Here is an 18,314-nt window from a genome sequence, read left to right on the forward strand (position 1 = left end):
CTAAATATACATTCTTCAAGAATATCCAGTAAAAAGGAAACGATACGATGATGACACAAGATACACTTAATAAGCTACAGCAAATGAAATTAGCAGGTATGGCAACTGGCTTCAATGAACAAATGATGAGTAGCAACTCGCTACATCTGAGTTTCGAAGAGCGCTTTGGCATGCTTGTTGATCAAGAATTAACTTACCGTGAAAACAATCGGCTCAAGCGCTTATTAAAAGCTGCAAAACTTAGAGAAAGTGCATGCATGGAAGACATTGATTATCGTAGTGGCCGAGGTATAGATCGATCGGAGATGGCCTCGCTAGCCCTTTGTCAGTGGATTAATCAAGGGCTGAACTTGGTGCTTGGAGGACCTGCTGGGGTTGGTAAAACCTGGCTGGCTTGCGCATTTGGTAATCAGGCCTGTCGGAAAGGATTGTCTGTTATTTTTCAGCGATTACCGTTACTACTTGAAGATTTAGCGTTATCACATGCTGATGGTAGTTTCCATAAACGATTGACGCAGCTTGCCAAGGTAGATTTATTGATTTTAGATGACTTTGGTATTGCTGCGATGAGTGCATCGAGTCGGAACGACTTGCTAGAAGTACTTGACCAACGGAGTGGCCGCAAATCCACACTAATGACGAGTCAGTTACCAATGGAGCGTTGGCATGAATATTTAAGTGGTGGCAATTTAACTGTAGCGGATGCTATTTTGGATAGGCTGCTCAGTGGATCTCAGCGCATTAATTTACAAGGTGAGTCGATGAGGAAACACCGTAGCAATAAAAAGCCATAGTGTTTACACCATGCATGGCTAAATGTTTTTTAGACATGCTCTTCAAATGAATGATAGTTCTTAGTATTCCGAGACCGTTGAATACGGCCATGCATGGTGTTGTCTATACGCTTCTGAAGAAATGTGACCAACTGATTAAAGGAGTCAGTAGGTAAAAGCTTCCAATCACCTCTAAACTCGCGCTTTAATGCACCATAAATCGCCATATATTTGTAACTGTCAGTCTTTGAGGCATGTATCTTTTGATACTCCTGATAGCGATCAATAAGATATTTCGCATAAGAAAGCATGTGCCTGTTTTCAGCGATACTCCCTAGTGGAGGATTAATTGCAATTTTCGGTTTTTTTGTGATTTTAAAATTAACCGTATTGGCATTAATTTCAACTCCACCAGAATTTGACTTAATAATTATAGACATATGGTTACTTAACAGCGATTGAGCAAGTTTGGCAGTTATGGGTGAAATCTCGACAATTCCCTTTTGTTCATGATTGCGTTTAAGTCTTACTAGAAACTCCACGGTATACTTTTCTGGTTCAGAATCAATAATTTTATGGTGCCGCCCACAGAGTAAAACTAAGTTTGATGCCGCGTGTCGTTCAATATCACTCTGTGTTTTATCAAATCGGGCTCCTCCAGGACTCGTTGCCTTAATGTGACAAATTTCACCAGTGATTGTATCCGTGGATTCTACAAGTTGAGAATTGCACTCAGGGAAAGCACATTGATTGCCTGATAATGCAAACAGTCGTTTAACTGTAGCGATAGTAGGTTTTGACATATAAATTCTAACGCTGGCCAATAGGTTATCGCAATCATGAATTATTTAGGCGAGTTGTTTAAGAATATCAAAAAATTTGTTTATTTTGTGGCAGAACTATCTGGAATCACTGGCAGGGTTTGCGCTGCAATGGGTGGTGGGGTTTCGTTGGAGTGACTGGTAGGATTCATCTAGCATCAATGGTGCATTTCATTGGAATATGCACATAACTCAAACTGTCGCCTCAGTTCATTGAATGGAGCCTCTTTTAGTGCTTTGAAAACATAATGGTAGGCATGGCCAAAGACCTGATTAAAACTGGGTCTCCCATCAGATCTTTGGGACTTTTCAATTTTATTGAGAGAGTCGTGAAACGCTCGCGGCCAATCATTCAGAACCTCTGCAGCAAGAGATGTCACCGGCCAAGATTGTTTCAAATCACCAGCATTGCGCATCTTGAGCGGGTTTTTGCCAGAAGCCTGGCTCATGTAATTGCCCAGATATCTGATCAACCGTTGGGTTTGCTCAATATTGGTATCTTTGAGCGCAACCAATGTCTCAGGAGCTTGCTGATGTCGAATTTTGCTACTCATAACATTAGCCATTTTCACTATGCTCTCGGGGGCTCCAGTTGTAAACTCAGCGGTTAATATCGAGCCACATTGGCAGCGCATAACCTCAGTTCTATGCCAACTCAGCTTTTCTCCACAAGATGTGCATTGATCAATCAACCAGACTCCGTGATGATGGCAGACATCATAGAAATTAAGCTCCCACTCCACTCGCCAATGGCCATCAACTTTTAAACAATGTGGACAGAAACGTGCGTGCTGCATATTCCAGACACGAGGCTCATTTGTCCACAAACGACACATTTCCTGTATATGGTCGTACAGTCCAGGATCCAAACTTTTATCAGGAATCAGACCATGTTGATGGAGAGTTTCAAAATCGAGACTGATTCCACCTAACTTAAGCTCTCTCGGACTTAGTAAGTTACTCTCTGCCAATCTCAAGAGAAAGCCTTGCGGGCCTTCGTTCCTGAACATCTGAGAGCGTACTGGCAACCGGAATTGAATTCCCTTAGTTTGTTGACGCATTATTTACTCCCTACACTGATGATATTTCTACGAGCAAGGGGGCTACCGATCGCATGCTTCTGGCTCCATGGATAATAGGGCTCACCTGGTTTATTCAACCGTCGTAGTGGGGAGTTTTCATGAAACGGGTTCAGCTTGTCAGGGACTTCTCTCCAAACATACTCTCTGAATGCAGCAGCATAGACTTTGTTGTTGAGTAAAGTCATGCCGGCAAGACCAGCCAGTTGCACTGACTTTTCAATCACACGGCGTAAGTAATCCAAATTTCCGTCAGAAGCAATTAAAAACCGTCTTGCGAGATTAGCCTCGAAAAGTGGTGTCTCGACGGGAATGATCAGGGCTTCTTGGTAAGTCCTCAATATCGCCCGAAACTCTTTAAAATCCTCTTCATCGTTTAGATCAAACAACGAAATTTCAATTGATTCGCTATGCCTTCTGGCCAGTTGTTCGTTGGTGGCTATGACCTGCTCACCCTCTGACAAACCAACAAGGACAGACGCGACTCTTGTCTCAGAGATCACCACTTTTAAGGTATCAATCAGTTGCCGAAAATCGGCCAGCGATCGCGAGTAATAAGCATGATTAAACTCATCCAGAACCAGCAACTCAACCTTAAACATTTTTAATAGCTTAATGACCTTGAGCGTTTTATCAGCAATATCGCTACGGGATGGAATCGGATAATTGAGCGCAGAAAAAATAGCAGACATCAGGCCACTAGCAGTGGCTGAGCTTGGGCAAGTAACAACCAAAACTGGCACCACCGTCTGGTGACCATCCATGTATATCGGGAAGTGTTTTACATATTCCCGAGTGATAGTGGTTTTACCCATTCCACTCGGACCATGGATCAGAAGACCGCCACCGCACTTATGCGTGACTTGAGCGTGATGTAATTTGGCAATGGCAGCCATCGCATGATCAAAGCGCCGATGGTTAAGGATGACATCTCCAAGATGGAAACTCAAAAATCGATCCTCCTCCGCACGCAGGGGATTTGCCTCAGACTCTCGGGCATGGATTTTGACAAGATCAATTGGACGCATCATCGCGATTCCTCATGGCTGTCACTAATCCCTGCATACCTTGAAGAAACACTGGGTAAATCATCATCCAAGCCGCTTTCCAGAGGCTCAGGAGAGCTAGATGTATTTCGTTTAGGCGGTTTATGTATGTCCTCGATTGGATTTCTGGATTCGAACACAGATACTGAATCCTGCATCAATAGATTTGCAGCTAATTTACGACTACCCATTTTCTTAGCTTTGAGTGCATCTTTTATGATGCCCTCGATTTCTTCACGCGCATCCATTAGGTCTGGCATTGAGTACTGTTCCCCAAAGCGCTTTCTTGCTTGAACACGAGCTAAACGATGCGCCTCACGATGTAAGTCTTTGGTGTAATCTTCGTGAACTGCATCGACACGTAAATACTCTTTGGTGAATGGATCAAACACATCGATGAACTGAACCTGATCTTCATAAAACTTCAGTTCAACCTGTAGATTTTGTCCTGATATTTTTCGGACTTCCTGAAGCTGCCGATTGTTATAGTGAAGTCCTTCTAACTCGATACCATAGTGAAAAACGGTTCTACGAGCGGGCACGCCAACAATGACTTCCAACTGAGTGGGATACACGGGTAATTCGATGTCTCGGTATTTCGCTGATGAACGCCATTTATTGAGTGGCGTATCATTGATCCCTCGATGAGGACTTACGTTGTAAACATCGACGGTCCACTTGGTCACCAAATGAACTAAAGTTTCCATATCAATGGCGGCCAAATCTTCTGCTGGATAGTCGCCTCGCTCATCAATGTTTGAAAACGTAGTGCCAGGGAGTTTGTGTATTAGTCCCTGATTAATGGTTCTGAAAAAGCGCTCAACACTCCCTTTCATTTCAGGGGTAGCCGCTGGGCAATAAAGAATTTGAATTCCCAGTTCCAAACAAGCCTTTTTTAGCGCATCAGCATGTAAATCCATACCATTGTCCAGAGCGAGTAAATCCGGCACACCAAAAACCGGCCACTCATTTTGGATATCTGGATAACGCTTTAGCAAATCATCTTTTGTGAGGATCATTTGCTTCAAACACTGAAGTACCGAGTAACTAGATGGCGCGTTAAAACTTATGTAAAACCCAACCACAATTCTGCTGAATTTATCCAAAGCTAACGTTAACCATGCCCTTCCCAAAGGTAGCATTGTCGTTTTATCTATAACAATTAAGTCCAGTGGCGTATGGTCAATTTCGACTCTTTCCAGTACTCCATGAACTTTCAGACCACCCATCACGGTCCTATATTTCTTCCGCGTTACCTCAGCCCCTAAACGCGACGAATCTGAAATGTCTTGTCGAAGCTGCCTGATCCATGTGTAGATTGTAGATTTAGCAACAATCTTGATCCGGCTTTCTGGGGATTGAGTTGAGTTATGCAATTGAATACGCCTGTTCACCCTGTCGACTATTTCTTTACCAGGCACTTTTTGGGCATTTAGATACGTTTGATTGATGACATCCTCGAATATCTTGAACCTCGGATCCTCTTTTTTTGAATAACCAAAGTTGGTTTTAGGGAGCAGTGAACTAATGGATTTTGTAATGCGATATTTTTTCCACCAACCCAACACCGAAGCAGGGCAAGGAGGATTTGGATCATTGATCAATTTAGCCGCAGCATCTACTAACGGTTGCCACGAATCAGCCCTAAATCTTTTACCTTCTGGCAACACAAAATTAATGTAATGTAGTCTCCTCTTGGCCAACTCCTGCCATTTCAATGGAAAAGTCGATAAATCGGGTGGTGTGACCAAATATATCGAATCACCACTGACTCCAAGTGTTGAGATATCAACTGACCATTCCCCAGATCGCCAGAATCCTAAAACCTCCTTATCTGTAAGATTACGGATTTCACCTTGATCCGATTCAAATTGAAGCTTGTTTGTGACTAGGCGCCGTAATAGCTGCCAGCGAGTATTCACTTCAATGAAAACAAGACCTTTTTTAAATGAGAACCGCATCATGTGCATCTCCTTGTTCGCGGCTCAAAAACTTCTTTCTATAAATCTTATGCAAATTTTTTAAGTGGAAGTTTTCGTTGCGAATTTCTTTGTCCGTCAATATTACGAAAAGCTCTTTTTGCTTTCGATAGTGCGCTTGGATTGCTTTGTATTTATCGATTTTTGATTGCAGCAGATAAAACGGTTTAACCTCAACATAAATGACATCTTCATTAATCATCACCAGCTGGAAATCTGGAAAATACTTTTTCTCTTCGATCTCATCGTAGTAGTACACTTTTTTGGGCTGTTCTTGATAACTCACTACGAGATCTGAGTGCTCAAATATTTTGATTGCATCTCGCTCCAGCAGAGATTCAAACTCCACTAAGCGGTTTAACTTTTTGGATGGATAGTAGCCGCGGAACCCGCGGCCACTTCGTGTGACAACTTTACGACTCAACATATCAAGCCTTTCCTTGCGGCAAGCCACATCCCTGCAAACTCGCTGCATCATTTTTAAAATTGAAGCTGTGTGAATGTTTAGGCAAAACTTAACCATCAGCAGGTTATAAATCTGCTGTTGTAAGCTTTACTGAGTAGGGAGTGGCTTGACCGAAAAGAGATTAAGAGCGATACTGAAATTGTCGGGATCAGCGATAGCTATCTCAAAAGGGCGGGCCACTCGTGGTTCGCCTTTTTTAATTTATGGGCATTGCTTATTCCTCCTGAACAAATTCGAATTCAGCTGCTTTTCTGCAGCACCAGTTTGATGAGGTTGACTTGGGACTCACTCAAGTTTCCCCAGTGACTTTTTAGCTCATTAAAAAGCTCATATTCCTGTTCAGAAACACCTACTGGCAAAAGAAATTTTCGACACGATCTGTGCAGTGAATCAAGCAGTAAATTTTTTTCTTGCTCGTTCAGTTGTAGTTTCTTTTCCATCTGGTGGATGAATGCCACCTGCGGCGCATTCTTTTTTCCATTCTCTAGTGCGCATAAATAACTTTGCTCATAACCCAAGGCTTCTGCGGCCTCCTTTTGAGTAAGGTTTCGGCTCATGCGCAATTTTTTCAACTCAATAGAAAATGGACTCATACAGTTTATAAAGCTTCTGTGTTTCTCACCCCAAGACTACCTTCAAAAAAGTAGTTCGCACTCCACCATCTTATTTTATTTTTATACTTTAAAAACACCCCCCTTTTTCTTACACTTGAGGAATGCCTCTTTTTTTGGATGACCATCTGATCGAATCTTTTTCCCGGTACGGGTTAGAGGTTCTATATTCAATCCAAAAAGAACTAGCAGACAAATTAGTTACACCGACTATTGCGTTTTCGGCTATCAAGAAATGGGTTTTGCCACACTGCGACCAACTTGCTAAAGACTTAATTGAGCAACTATCTCAACCAGGTTGGCTGGACTTATATGAAATGTATTTGAAAATTGATTATTCAACTACTTCTGATGAAACACGTGAAATGGCTGAGATTATTGAATTGATTGTTACTTTTTCGAAACTTCCACCCCGAAAAGTTTCGCCTAGGCAATCTTTAGATACGACCTACTATCTCATCACCTGTGAAGATCGAGGTAAAAACATAAATCAAATTCGTTACACCGAAAATGGATTAGATGTATTCAAATTTTGTAAGTATTGCTGGCGGCATCCCGTACCTGGTAGGTATATTTGCGCGCATCACTCAGCTCACTCAAGCGATTACTTGGCAAGCTATCGAATAAAACAACTGTTTGATTGCTACACGTTTGAAAAAAGCTCATTAGAAACCTTTGAGTTTCTCGAAGCTGATTATCATTTTTCTTATTTTTTACCCACTAAGCATATCTACAATTGGCTCTTAAATAGAAGGCCTAACGTGGCAGATCAATTGAGATCTACTGCCTTACCACTAAATGACAAAAATATTGTTAATAGCTTGCTAAAAATGCTACAACCAACCCATGAGTATCATTGGAGCGCATTAGAGGCTTCTAGGGCTATTAACAATTGGATATTAAGGTATCCTGAACTAATTTGGCCCATGTTACTAAGGGCAGAAACTTGGTTTGAACTGCGCAATCAAATTCATCACAACTGGGGTGGTAACAAAACCCGCGGTAAGCAAACCCAAACAAACTATGTTCTTCCGCCTGTTAATCTTGCTGAAAAATGGATTACGTAACTGCCTGCAAAACTTACTAATTATGATTTTGCAAAAAAAAGGACTCAGTTTGAGTCCCTTTAATCTTTAATGCGATTTTCTAACTATTTCATCATTTTAAAAAAAATTCTGGAATTTGAAAGAAATCTCGTGGAACCTACAGCGCTTAAATATCCAGTGAACTGACGCTTAAGGCGTTGCTTTCGATAAAGGCGCGGCGCGGTTCCACGTTATCACCCATCAAGGTAGTGAAGATTTCATCGGCACCGATAGCATCTTCAATCTGTACTTTGAGCAAGCGACGTACGGTCGGATCCATGGTTGTTTCCCACAGTTGTTCCGGGTTCATTTCGCCCAGACCTTTATACCGCTGAATATTCAGGTTATGTTTGGCTTCGCCTAGCAACCAATCCAGCGCCTGTTTAAAGGTGCTGACTTTTTGCTCTTTTTCACCGCGCTTGATCATGGCGCCTTCACCCAGCAGGTTATTCACCATTTGTGAAGTGCGGTTGATCTGGCGGTAATCGCCGCTGCCTACAAACTCGGCATCAATGACGCAACTTTGCAGGTTACCGTGCACGTATTTGTTCACTTCCAGACGATAGGCGCTGGTCTCTGTATCTTGTGACACAATCACTTCTGAGCCGACTGCACCGAGGATAGGACGCAGTTTTTCTGCCACATTGTTAGCGGCGGCCTCTGTGCTCAGGTCAACCTCGCCCACATCCTGAATGGCGCGTAAAACGCTTTCGTCATATAGATTAGCAATGCGGCGGATTACGGCTTCGGTCAGCACCATTTGTTTGGCGATGCTGGTCAAGGCTTCATCTTTCAGAATCTCGCCGCCCTCTTTGGTCACCAGTATGGCATCGCGCAAGGCTGAATTAAGCAGATATTCATCGAGCTCATGCTCATCTTTGAGGTAACGCTCGTCACGGCCTTGTTTGACTTTGTATAGCGGTGGCTGTGCGATGTAGATATGACCATTTTCAACCAACTCTGGCATCTGGCGATAGAAGAATGTCAGTAACAAGGTACGGATGTGCGCACCATCGACGTCCGCATCGGTCATGATGATGATGCGGTGATAGCGCAATTTTTCCAGGTTAAAGTCGTCTTTACCAATGCCGGTGCCCATGGCCGTAATTAGTGTGGCAATTTCGGCAGAGCCCAGCAGCTTGTCAAAACGTGCTTTTTCCACGTTTAAAATCTTACCCTTGAGTGGCAAAATGGCTTGGAATTTACGGTCACGGCCTTGTTTGGCAGAACCACCCGCAGAGTCCCCCTCGACCAGATAGAGTTCGCAGAGCGCCGGATTTTTTTCCTGGCAATCAGCCAGTTTGCCTGGCAGGCCCATGGTGTCCATTACGCCTTTACGGCGGGTGATTTCACGGGCTTTACGGGCAGCTTCACGTGCGCGCGCTGCTTCGACAATCTTGCCACATACGATTTTGGCATCAATCGGGTTTTCTTCTAGAAACTCAGCCAGTTTAGCGGACACAATTTCGGAGACTACTGGTTGCACTTCACTGGACACCAGTTTGTCTTTGGTTTGTGAACTGAACTTTGGATCTGGCACTTTGACCGAAAGCACACATGTAATGCCTTCACGCATATCGTCACCGGTGGTTTCGACCTTGGCTTTTTTAGCGAACTCGTTTTGCTCGATATACTGGTTTAGCGTCCGTGTCATGGCGGTGCGCAAACCGGTTAAATGGGTGCCACCATCACGTTGCGGAATATTGTTGGTGAAACATTGCACGGTTTCTGAGTAGCTGTCATTCCACTGCATGGCTACTTCTATCGTGATGTTGTCTTTCTCACCAATGGCATAAAACACTTTAGGGTGCAAAACCGTTTTGCTGCGGTTCATGTACTCAACAAACCCTTTTACACCACCACTGAAGGCAAAGTTTTCTGACTTGCCGGTACGTTGATCAATTAATTCAATCTTGACGCCGTTGTTCAAGAAGGACAATTCGCGAATACGCTTGGCGAGGATTTCAAAGTGGTATTCAACCAGCACAAACGTGTCTACAGAAGCCAGAAAATGTACTTCTGTCCCGGTTTTATCTGTGGTACCAGTCACGGCCAATGGCGCTTGCGGTACGCCACGATGGAATTCCATCTGATGTACCTTACCTTTGCGGTAAATCTTGAGTTTTAACCAGTCTGACAGCGCATTAACGACAGACACACCCACACCGTGCAGACCGCCAGACACCTTGTAAGAGTTCTGGTCAAACTTGCCGCCGGCATGCAACTCGGTCATCACGATTTCAGCTGCGGAGCGTTTGGGCTCATGTTTATCGTCATCTTTGACATCGGTCGGAATGCCGCGACCGTTATCAGAAATACTGATGGAGTTATCCGGGTGGATAATCACTTTAATATCGTCACAATGCCCGGCTAGTGCTTCGTCAATGGCGTTATCCAGCACTTCGAATACCATGTGGTGCAAACCAGAACCGTCTGACGTGTCACCGATGTACATGCCAGGACGCTTACGTACAGCGTCCAAACCTTCCAAAATCTTGATACTGTCTGAGTTATATTCTTGTGGCTGTGCCATAACAAAAGTTTCTTTAATTGAGAGTTAAAAGACCATCACCCTAACATTGGCCGTGTTTCACGTGAAACACGGCTACCAGCATTATATGCGCATTGGCATCACAACATATTTATAGTTGGCATCGCTGCTTGCGGTGATCAGGCAACTGCTGTTGGCGTCTGCGAACGCAAATTGAATTTGTTCATCACTCAGATTGTTGAGCACATCAATCAGGTAGGTAACATTAAAGCCAATATCCAGTGCGGCATTGCTGTAGTCGATATCGAGTTCTTCTTCTGCTTCTTCTTGCTCGGTGTTGGTGCTAATCAGTTTGAGCTGATTATTGGTGATGACCATGCGGATACTGCGATATTTTTCATTCGACAGAATAGACGCACGTTGCAAGGCGCTCAGGATTTGTGTGCGATTGACCAGAAAAGTATTTTGATGACCATTGGGAATGACACGGTTGTAATCCGGAAACTTGCCATCAATCACTTTGCTGATCAGTTGGATATCACCAAATTCAAAGCTGACCTGTCCGTTCAAGACTTCAATCACGACAGGCGAATCTGACTGCTCATCCAGTAACTTCGTCAATTCAAGTACTGTTTTACGCGGCAAGATCACTTCTGTTTTTTCAAAGCTTTGCGCCAGGGTGGTATTGGTATAGCTTAAACGGTGTCCATCCGTGCCCACCACGTGCAACTGGTTGCCGTTTACTTCCAGCAATAAGCCATTCAAGTAATAGCGGATATCTTGTTGCGCCATGGCGAATTCGACTTGCTTGAGCAAGCGTTTGAACTCGGATTGTGCCAGGCTGAAACTGATGTTTTGGCCACTGGCTTTACTCATCAAAGGATAATCTGCTGCAGGCAGTGTTTGCAGGTTAAAGCGGCTCTTGCCTGCTTTCAGTGTAATGCGATTATCCTGATTATTCATTTCTATCGTGGTGCTGTCAGGCAATGAACGGCAGATATCCAGCAGTTTTTTTGCTGAAATCGTTGTACTCAATTCACCTTCAATGCCGCCATGTACTTTCAGAGAAATCTGCATTTCGAGGTCGGTGGCGGTCAAATGCATTTCATCCTGTTTGATATTAACCAACAGGTTAGAAAGGATAGGTAATGTATGCCGACGCTCTACGATGCCAGTCACACTATTGAGTGGTTTAAGCAAAACCTCACGGTTAATTTTGATTTGCATGGCCTGACCTAATTAATAACTTTATTTCAATATATAAAAGATAAGAATAATAGTAATGTTACGTTTTTTTGTGGGTAAGTCTAAAAATATAAATAATTCAAAGACTTATCCGAATATTGCTTTGTGCATAAATTGCGGTTTAAACCTGCATCGTTTGTGGCTGATATTGTAAACTGATTTTATTCAGTCTATACGCAATATTTAAGCACACGTCATTCTCAATTTATCCACAGCATGACTTGCTTGTTTTAATCCCTGATCACTTGTGTGAGTAAACCAATATCACGTGCCAGCGTCTGGTCATTCAAGCGTAATTGTTCAATTTCTTCGCAGGCGTGCATCACGGTTGTGTGGTGACGTCCGCCAAAAGCTTCCCCAATCTCTGGAAAGCTATGATTGGTAAGCTCACGCGCCAAAGACATGGCCACCTGGCGCGGTCTGGCGACATTGCGTGAGCGTTTTTTGCTAAACATATCGCTGACTTTGATTTTGTAATAGTCAGCGACTGTCTTTTGAATGTTTTCGATGGTGATCTGGCGGCCGCGCACGGCAATCAGGTCTCGTAGTGCGTCTTTGGCCAGATGCACATCAATGGCATGACCGGTAAAGTTAGCCATGGCAATAATACGATTCAAGGCGCCTTCAAGTTCTCGCACGCTAGAGCGTATCTGTTTGGCGACAAAAAAGGCCACATCTTCATGCAGATCTATATTCAGGTTTTCAGCCTTTTTGCGCAGAATGGCTACCCGCATTTCCAGCTCTGGTGGCTCCACCGCGACGGTAAGCCCCCAGCTGAAGCGAGTACGTAGCCGTTCATCCATGTCGGCGATTTCTTTAGGATAGGTATCGCAAGTGATGACGATTTGTTTTTTTTCTTCGATCAGCGTGTTAAACGCGTAGAAAAACTCTTCCTGGGTGCGTGTTTTTTTGGCGAAAAACTGAATATCATCAATCAGCAATAGATCCAGCGAATGATAAAGTTGTTTGAATTCATCAAACGCCTTGTTTTCATAAGCCTTTACTACATCGGAGACATAACGTTCTGCGTGCAGGTAACGGATATTCGCTTCTGGCTTAATCTTCTTTAATTCGTTGCCGATGGCTTGCAGCAAATGTGTTTTTCCCAAGCCGACGCCGCCATAAATAAACAGTGGGTTATATGCCTGACCAGGATTGCCTGCCACCTGTATTGCCGCAGCGCGTGCCAGCTGGTTTGCACGGCCAGTGACATAGTTATCAAACAAGAAGCTGTCATTGAGCCCACTACTCTTCTCGTTTTTAACCGGTTTTGCGCTTGCTCGTTGAATGGGGGGCCGATTTGGTTTGCTAACGGTTTTTGCTGGTGCTGTTGCAATGGCGGCTTCAACCGGGTTTTCGCTCACACTGGCTGCCTTGTTAACCACGGCGGGTGCTGCTGGTGCCAAGGATTCACTACTGTCGACAATCAGTTCAAGAATGGCTGTTGGAGAGAGTTCGGTCGCGATCGTCTCTATGCGTGAAAAAAACTTGCTTTTGACCCATTGCATGACAAATTTGTTGGGCGCAACAATTTGCACGGATTCCCCATTGATGCGTGCTTTCAGGGGTTTGATCCAGGTGTTGTATTGTTGTGCTGACAGCTCTTGCTCGAACTTTAACAAACAATAGGCCCAAAAATTTTCCATTGCTCCAGTGCTTTTTTAAAAGTAATTGCAACACATTGATCGCGAAGACGGATCAGCGTGTTGAATATTTATTCGTTATAATTGCCAGGAAAGAGTGGCAGAAGAAGTGGTCTTGTCTTGGTTGTTGTCATGACCATCTGTTGAGTATTCTAAACGTTTTAAGGCGAGTTATCCACAGCCCGCCATCATAAAAAATTAAAAAAAATCATTGACATAAACTCTGAATTTGATGTTTAATTAAGGGTTTTTGAAATCGGCAAATATTGAGCGCAATAATCAAGCTTGCCGGATTAGAGTTTAATTGCCATTTTTGGCTGGAGTTTAATAATGAAACGTACCTATCAACCATCTAAAACCCGTCGTGCACGTACCCATGGCTTTCTGGTACGTATGAAAACCAAAGGTGGCCGCGCAGTGATTGCTGCTCGTCGCGCTAAAGGTCGTAAACGTTTGGGTCTGTAATCCCTGACGATGCATTGCAGATACTCAATGCATGACATTGTATAAGCTAAAAAAAACGGATGAATTTTCATCCGTTTTTAGTTTCAGGAAGCGGTTTTACGGTGAATGGTTATTTGCCAATATCAAACCAAATGAGCTTTCACATCACCGGTACGGTTTGGTTGTTTCAAAAAAAGTGTCCAAACTGGCGGTCAGACGCAATTACATGAAACGGGTGTTGCGTGAAGTCCTGCGTGCTCACCCAGCAATGGCGCCTGTTTGTTTTGATGTGGTGGTGCAAGTGCGTAAGCCGTTCAAACAAGGAGAATTTGCTCAAGTGCGTCAAGATGTAGAGACTTTGCTACGCCGTTTAAGCAAATCCGTGCATGTGCATGCTTCCTGATGAATCCTTGCCGATGAAGACGTTGTTGATATTCTTGATCAAGTGTTACCAATGGGGACTCAGTCCCTGGTTGGGAAGACAATGTCGTTTTCACCCTACCTGTTCACACTATGCCATTGAGGCCTTGCAACGCTATGGTGCGTGGCGTGGGAGTGTGTTAGCCTTACGCCGCATTGGTCGTTGTCATCCCTGGCATCCAGGTGGTGTAGACCCCCTACCCTGACTTTTAAACGAAATCTTATGGATACTCGCCGTCTAATTCTGTTCGTGATTTTTTCTTTTTCCATCATGTTGCTGTGGGATGCCTGGCAACAAGACCATTCACCACAACCAACTGCCGAGCAAGTGGCACAAGCGCTGCCTGCAACTGCTGATAAACCGCAGGTAGATGGCTTTCATTTAAACAAAGGTACACGTATCGCCGTCACAACCGATCGTTATGCGGCGGTGATTGACACTGCCGGCGGTGATTTACGTCAATTATCCTTGTTGGAACATAAAGCAGATAATGGCGCTGGTCCTTATGAGTTGATGAGTGATAGCAGTAAAGACAAATTATATGTTGCGCAAACCGGCCTCAAGGGTGAAGGCTTGCCTACGCATTATGAAAACTTTACCGCTGAGGCTAGCAGCTACCAAATGCAAGCGGATCAACAGACATTGGATATCCGTTTAACTGCCCCGGAGAAGAATGGTATTGCAGTAGACAAGATTTACCGCTTTCATCGTGGTGAATATGTCATTGATGTGTTGTATGAAATTAAGAATAACAGCGAAAAAGCCATTTCGCCTTCGGTGTATTACCAAATCATTCACGATAATGAATCCAATCAGGGTTCTAAAATGATGCCAACCTTTACTGGCGGTGCTTATTTCACCGAAGCAGACAAATACAACAAGGTGAAATTTGATGAAATGGCCAAAAAGGATGTTTCTATCAATGCTAAAGATGGTTGGATTGGGTTGGTACAACATTACTTTGTCAGCGCCTGGATTCCGCAATCAAAAGCTGAACGCAAGTTTTACACGACAAAACTCAGTGAGCATGACTTCTCTATTGGTACCATTTTGCCTGTAGGCGAAATTGCACCAGGGACAAGTAAAACAGTAGACGCAAAATTATTCAGTGGACCGCAAGTTCAGCAAGCTTTGGAAGCGACGGCGCCTGGCTTGGAATATGTGGTCGATTACGGCATTTTGACCGTGATTGCCAAACCGTTAATGTGGTTGTTGAGTCATATCCACGATCTGGTGAAAAACTGGGGTGTGTCGATTATTGTGTTGACCATCCTCATCAAGGCAGCTTTCTTTAAGCTGTCAGCTTCTGGCTACCGCAATATGGCGCATTTGCGCGAAATTGCCCCACGCATGCAAGCACTGAAAGACAAGTTTGGCGACGACAAGCAAAAGCTGCAGCAAGCCATGATGGAAATGTATCGCACTGAAAAAATTAACCCGATGGGTGGTTGCTTGCCCATACTGGTGCAAATCCCGGTGTTTATTTCCTTGTATTGGGTATTGTTGGGCTCTGTAGAATTACGGCATGCCCCATTTTTTGGCTGGATACAGGATCTGTCCGCCACCGATCCCTATTTTGTGTTGCCCATATTGATGGGCGCCACCATGATTATTCAAACGTTCTTGAATCCACCACCTACTGATCCGATTCAAGCCAAAGTGATGAAGATTATGCCTGTGTTGTTCAGCGTATTCTTCTTCTTCTTTCCTGCTGGCTTGGTGTTGTACTGGCTGGTCAACAACATCCTGTCTATCTGGCAACAATGGGCGATTAACCGCATGATCCACGCCGAAACGCTGGCGAAAAAAGGTCATGGCAAATAATCTTCCGATTGCCAACGATACCATTGCCGCGATTGCAACCGCCCCCGGTGCAGGCGGCATTGGCGTCGTCCGGGTCTCCGGCCCGCTAGCAGCCAGTATTGCTGCTCAAATTCTTGGCCGCTGCCCTCCCCCGCGTCACGCAGCGTATCTTTCTTTTCTACAAGCTGACGGTGTATTGATAGATCGTGGCGTTGCGATTTTTTTCCCCAATCCTCATTCGTATACCGGTGAAGATGTGCTTGAGCTGCAGGCGCATGGCGGGACTGCGTTGATGCAAATCTTGCTTGCGCGTTGCATCGAATGCGGTGCACGCCATGCAATGGCCGGCGAGTTCACACAACGCGCATATTTGAATGACAAACTGGATCTCGCCCAAGCTGAAGCAGTGGCTGATCTGATCAATGCCTCGACCGAGGAAGCAGCCCGAAGTGCAGTTCGATCGTTGTCTGGCGAGTTTTCCAATGCGGTCCAGGACTTATTGCATCAATTGATTGATTTGCGCATGTATGTCGAGGCTTGCCTGGACTTTCCTGAGGAAGAGATTGATTTCATCACGCAAGGGCGAGTGTTGGAAAAGCTTCAACAAAATCAGGTCACCTTGCAAAGAATTTTCCACCAGGCAAAACAGGGTGCTTTGTTGCGCGAAGGCATGAACGTGGTGTTGATTGGACAGCCTAATGTTGGCAAATCCAGTTTATTAAATGCCTTATCTGGTGAAGAGGTGGCGATTGTGACACCGATAGCTGGTACGACACGTGATACCATCAAAAACGTCATTCAAATCGAGGGTGTGCCTTTGCATATCATTGATACGGCAGGTTTGCGTGAGACCGAAGATACCGTTGAGCAATTTGGCATAGCCCGGACCTGGAAAGCGATTGCAAGTGCGCATGTGGCCTTGTTACTTGTGGATAGTCAGCATGGCATTGGTGCATTTGAAAAATCCATTCTTGAAAAGTTACCGAGTCAGGTCAAAAAAGTTTGGGTGCATAACAAGATAGATGTTTCACGTGAAACATCGCGCACTGATGTTATTGATCATGAGCAGCACGTGTTTTTATCAGCCAAGACAGGTCTAGGTATTCCCTTGTTGCAAAAAACCTTGCTGGAGATGATTGGTTATCAACCTGGCGGAGAAGGTCTGTTTATGGCAAGGGCTAGACACTTGCAGGCTTTGCAAGCCGTATCAGAGCACTTAAGTCATGCGGTGAGCCAAATGCATGCTGCGGAGCTCATTGCTGAAGAGTTGCGTTGCGCACAAGAGGCGTTGGGTAGTATCACTGGCGAGTTTACGCCGGATGATTTGCTTGGGGAAATATTCAGTCGTTTTTGTATAGGTAAATAAAAACCCGCATCAGCGGGTTTTTTTTCGGGGGAACGGTGTATTTTTTTGATCAAACCGTTCTTCAATACTACATACCCGTTTACACCCTGTAATCATCGCCCAGATCAGGTTATCACGATTGATGATGCTTTCAAAAATCACACCGAAGACATGGACCACCACCACACCCAGCCATGTCCAAGTCACATAGTGATGTAAGGTTTTGGCCATTTCATCATCAATAAAGTCCCAGCCATTGTTATAAACAATACAGCCGGAACCTACCGTCAGGATGCCTAGGCCCAGCATCGCATAAATTGCTATCGCACCTGTGGGGTTGTGGCCGATATAGTGCTTGGCTGTTCCATGGATAAGCTTGTAGAGATGTTTCAGCGCCCACACAGGGTTCAGCGGGAAGCTATGAAAGTTTGCATAACCTGTGGAAATAATGCCCCAAATAATGCGCGCCACGATCAGACTGCCGGCCACATAACCCGCATAAGCATGATGTAGCCGATCCCACATCGAGTTGTGCGTATAAAAGGCATAAGCAAACGCCGCGACCAGTGACCAATGGAAGATCCGTATAAACGGATCCCATACGTAACGTAGCATTGAATTATTTGCTAGGTTTTGTTTCGGTTAACAGATAAGCGATAAAGTTTGCCTTTTCTGAAGGTGAGCAGTCTGCACCTAAAATATCATTGCAGTGTTTGGTGAACTCTTCTTCTACTTTATCAATATCGGTAAAGCGCTTGGTATTCACGCGTGGTGCCAGTGGAGGGATTTCCTTGCCAGTGACAATGTTCTTGCCAACGTTAGCAGGGTTGTTAGTGTGGCAAGAGGCACATGCCGCTTCTTTACCACTAGGTGTTTTGAATTTCCGGTTAAAGAAAATTTTACCATCAGTAATGGAGGGGGCTTCGTACATAGAGTTTGCAGAGTGTGCAATGTTGGTATATTTGTATACCAGTTTTTCTGCATTGGTGACATCAGCCAATGCGTGCGCAGAAAAAAGAACCCCGAATACAGCAATGATTGTTTTGATTTTCATGGTAATAG

The 18,314-nt window shown here is 44.4% G+C and carries 18 protein-coding genes; 7 read left to right on the top strand and 11 right to left on the bottom strand.

Annotated features, from left to right (window positions below; translation table 11 throughout):
- The first annotated feature begins 47 nt into the window (after window positions 1-47).
- Entirely contained in the window at window positions 48-794 is a 747-nt protein-coding gene (istB, locus tag GOC95_RS12455; RefSeq protein WP_275357474.1) for an IS21-like element helper ATPase IstB, read from the top strand.
- Window positions 795-823: 29 nt separating this feature from the next.
- Here the strand turns inward: istB and GOC95_RS12460 are convergent, their stop codons facing one another.
- The 6 genes from GOC95_RS12460 to GOC95_RS12485 all read right to left on the bottom strand — a co-directional run bounded on the left by GOC95_RS12460 (window position 824) and on the right by GOC95_RS12485 (window position 6,757).
- Window positions 824-1,576, bottom strand: a complete 753-nt coding sequence (locus tag GOC95_RS12460) for an HNH endonuclease signature motif containing protein (RefSeq protein ID WP_275357475.1) — start codon at window positions 1,574-1,576, stop codon at window positions 824-826.
- Between the two features lie 176 nt (window positions 1,577-1,752).
- Window positions 1,753-2,655 (bottom strand): TniQ family protein, encoded by a 903-nt coding sequence (locus GOC95_RS12465; protein ID WP_275357476.1) that lies wholly within the window; start codon window positions 2,653-2,655, stop codon window positions 1,753-1,755.
- On the bottom strand, window positions 2,655-3,704 hold the full coding sequence (locus GOC95_RS12470) for a TniB family NTP-binding protein (protein ID WP_275357477.1): 1,050 nt from the start codon (window positions 3,702-3,704) through the stop codon (window positions 2,655-2,657). The genes GOC95_RS12465 and GOC95_RS12470 overlap by 1 nt, the downstream gene beginning before the upstream one ends.
- Window positions 3,701-5,683, bottom strand: a complete 1,983-nt coding sequence (locus tag GOC95_RS12475) for a DDE-type integrase/transposase/recombinase (RefSeq protein WP_275357479.1) — start codon at window positions 5,681-5,683, stop codon at window positions 3,701-3,703. The genes GOC95_RS12470 and GOC95_RS12475 overlap by 4 nt, the downstream gene beginning before the upstream one ends.
- Window positions 5,664-6,125 (bottom strand): hypothetical protein, encoded by a 462-nt coding sequence (locus tag GOC95_RS12480; protein WP_275357481.1) that lies wholly within the window; start codon window positions 6,123-6,125, stop codon window positions 5,664-5,666. The genes GOC95_RS12475 and GOC95_RS12480 overlap by 20 nt, the downstream gene beginning before the upstream one ends.
- A 278-nt stretch (window positions 6,126-6,403) precedes the next feature.
- The gene (locus GOC95_RS12485; protein WP_275357482.1) at window positions 6,404-6,757 is read right to left on the bottom strand and encodes a helix-turn-helix transcriptional regulator; all 354 of its coding nucleotides are present in this window, start codon (window positions 6,755-6,757) and stop codon (window positions 6,404-6,406) included.
- A gap of 134 nt (window positions 6,758-6,891) precedes the next feature.
- Here GOC95_RS12485 and GOC95_RS12490 point away from each other — a divergent pair, with 134 nt between their 5' ends.
- Window positions 6,892-7,842 (top strand): hypothetical protein, encoded by a 951-nt coding sequence (locus tag GOC95_RS12490; RefSeq protein ID WP_275357484.1) that lies wholly within the window; start codon window positions 6,892-6,894, stop codon window positions 7,840-7,842.
- A 145-nt stretch (window positions 7,843-7,987) separates the two neighbouring features.
- On the opposite strand, the gene gyrB is transcribed toward GOC95_RS12490, so the two are convergent.
- From gyrB to dnaA, 3 genes are all read right to left on the bottom strand, one after another.
- Window positions 7,988-10,393: a DNA topoisomerase (ATP-hydrolyzing) subunit B gene (gyrB, locus tag GOC95_RS12495; RefSeq protein WP_194749655.1), complete on the bottom strand. Its 2,406-nt coding sequence runs from the start codon at window positions 10,391-10,393 to the stop codon at window positions 7,988-7,990.
- An 81-nt stretch (window positions 10,394-10,474) separates the two neighbouring features.
- The gene (dnaN, locus tag GOC95_RS12500) at window positions 10,475-11,578 is read right to left on the bottom strand and encodes a DNA polymerase III subunit beta (protein ID WP_194749656.1); all 1,104 of its coding nucleotides are present in this window, start codon (window positions 11,576-11,578) and stop codon (window positions 10,475-10,477) included.
- Window positions 11,579-11,826: 248 nt separating this feature from the next.
- Window positions 11,827-13,242, bottom strand: coding sequence for a chromosomal replication initiator protein DnaA (gene dnaA, locus GOC95_RS12505; RefSeq protein WP_275357486.1), 1,416 nt, complete (start codon window positions 13,240-13,242; stop codon window positions 11,827-11,829).
- A gap of 327 nt (window positions 13,243-13,569) precedes the next feature.
- Here dnaA and rpmH point away from each other — a divergent pair, with 327 nt between their 5' ends.
- The 5 genes from rpmH to mnmE are packed head-to-tail and all read left to right on the top strand — an operon-like array spanning window position 13,570 to window position 17,273.
- On the top strand, window positions 13,570-13,704 hold the full coding sequence (gene rpmH / locus GOC95_RS12510; protein ID WP_018987191.1) for a 50S ribosomal protein L34: 135 nt from the start codon (window positions 13,570-13,572) through the stop codon (window positions 13,702-13,704).
- A gap of 31 nt (window positions 13,705-13,735) precedes the next feature.
- Complete coding sequence (rnpA, locus tag GOC95_RS12515) at window positions 13,736-14,086, top strand: ribonuclease P protein component (protein WP_275357492.1); 351 nt, start codon at window positions 13,736-13,738, stop codon at window positions 14,084-14,086.
- Window positions 14,087-14,099: 13 nt separating this feature from the next.
- The gene (gene yidD, locus GOC95_RS12520) at window positions 14,100-14,309 is read left to right on the top strand and encodes a membrane protein insertion efficiency factor YidD (RefSeq protein WP_194749703.1); all 210 of its coding nucleotides are present in this window, start codon (window positions 14,100-14,102) and stop codon (window positions 14,307-14,309) included.
- 17 nt (window positions 14,310-14,326) lie between these two features.
- Window positions 14,327-15,928 (top strand): membrane protein insertase YidC, encoded by a 1,602-nt coding sequence (gene yidC / locus GOC95_RS12525; protein ID WP_275357494.1) that lies wholly within the window; start codon window positions 14,327-14,329, stop codon window positions 15,926-15,928.
- Window positions 15,918-17,273 (top strand): tRNA uridine-5-carboxymethylaminomethyl(34) synthesis GTPase MnmE, encoded by a 1,356-nt coding sequence (mnmE, locus tag GOC95_RS12530; protein ID WP_275357496.1) that lies wholly within the window; start codon window positions 15,918-15,920, stop codon window positions 17,271-17,273. The genes yidC and mnmE overlap by 11 nt, the downstream gene beginning before the upstream one ends.
- 9 nt (window positions 17,274-17,282) lie before the next feature.
- Here mnmE and GOC95_RS12535 read toward each other — a convergent pair whose 3' ends face one another.
- Entirely contained in the window at window positions 17,283-17,867 is a 585-nt protein-coding gene (locus GOC95_RS12535) for a cytochrome b/b6 domain-containing protein (RefSeq protein ID WP_275357498.1), read from the bottom strand.
- A gap of 4 nt (window positions 17,868-17,871) precedes the next feature.
- Window positions 17,872-18,306, bottom strand: a complete 435-nt coding sequence (gene cycA, locus GOC95_RS12540; RefSeq protein WP_194749662.1) for a cytochrome c'' — start codon at window positions 18,304-18,306, stop codon at window positions 17,872-17,874.
- Between the last annotated feature and the right edge of the window lie 8 nt (window positions 18,307-18,314).

Source organism: Methylophilus sp. YYY-1, from assembly GCF_029132825.1.
Taxonomy (GTDB): Bacteria; Pseudomonadota; Gammaproteobacteria; order Burkholderiales; family Methylophilaceae; genus Methylophilus; species Methylophilus glucosoxydans.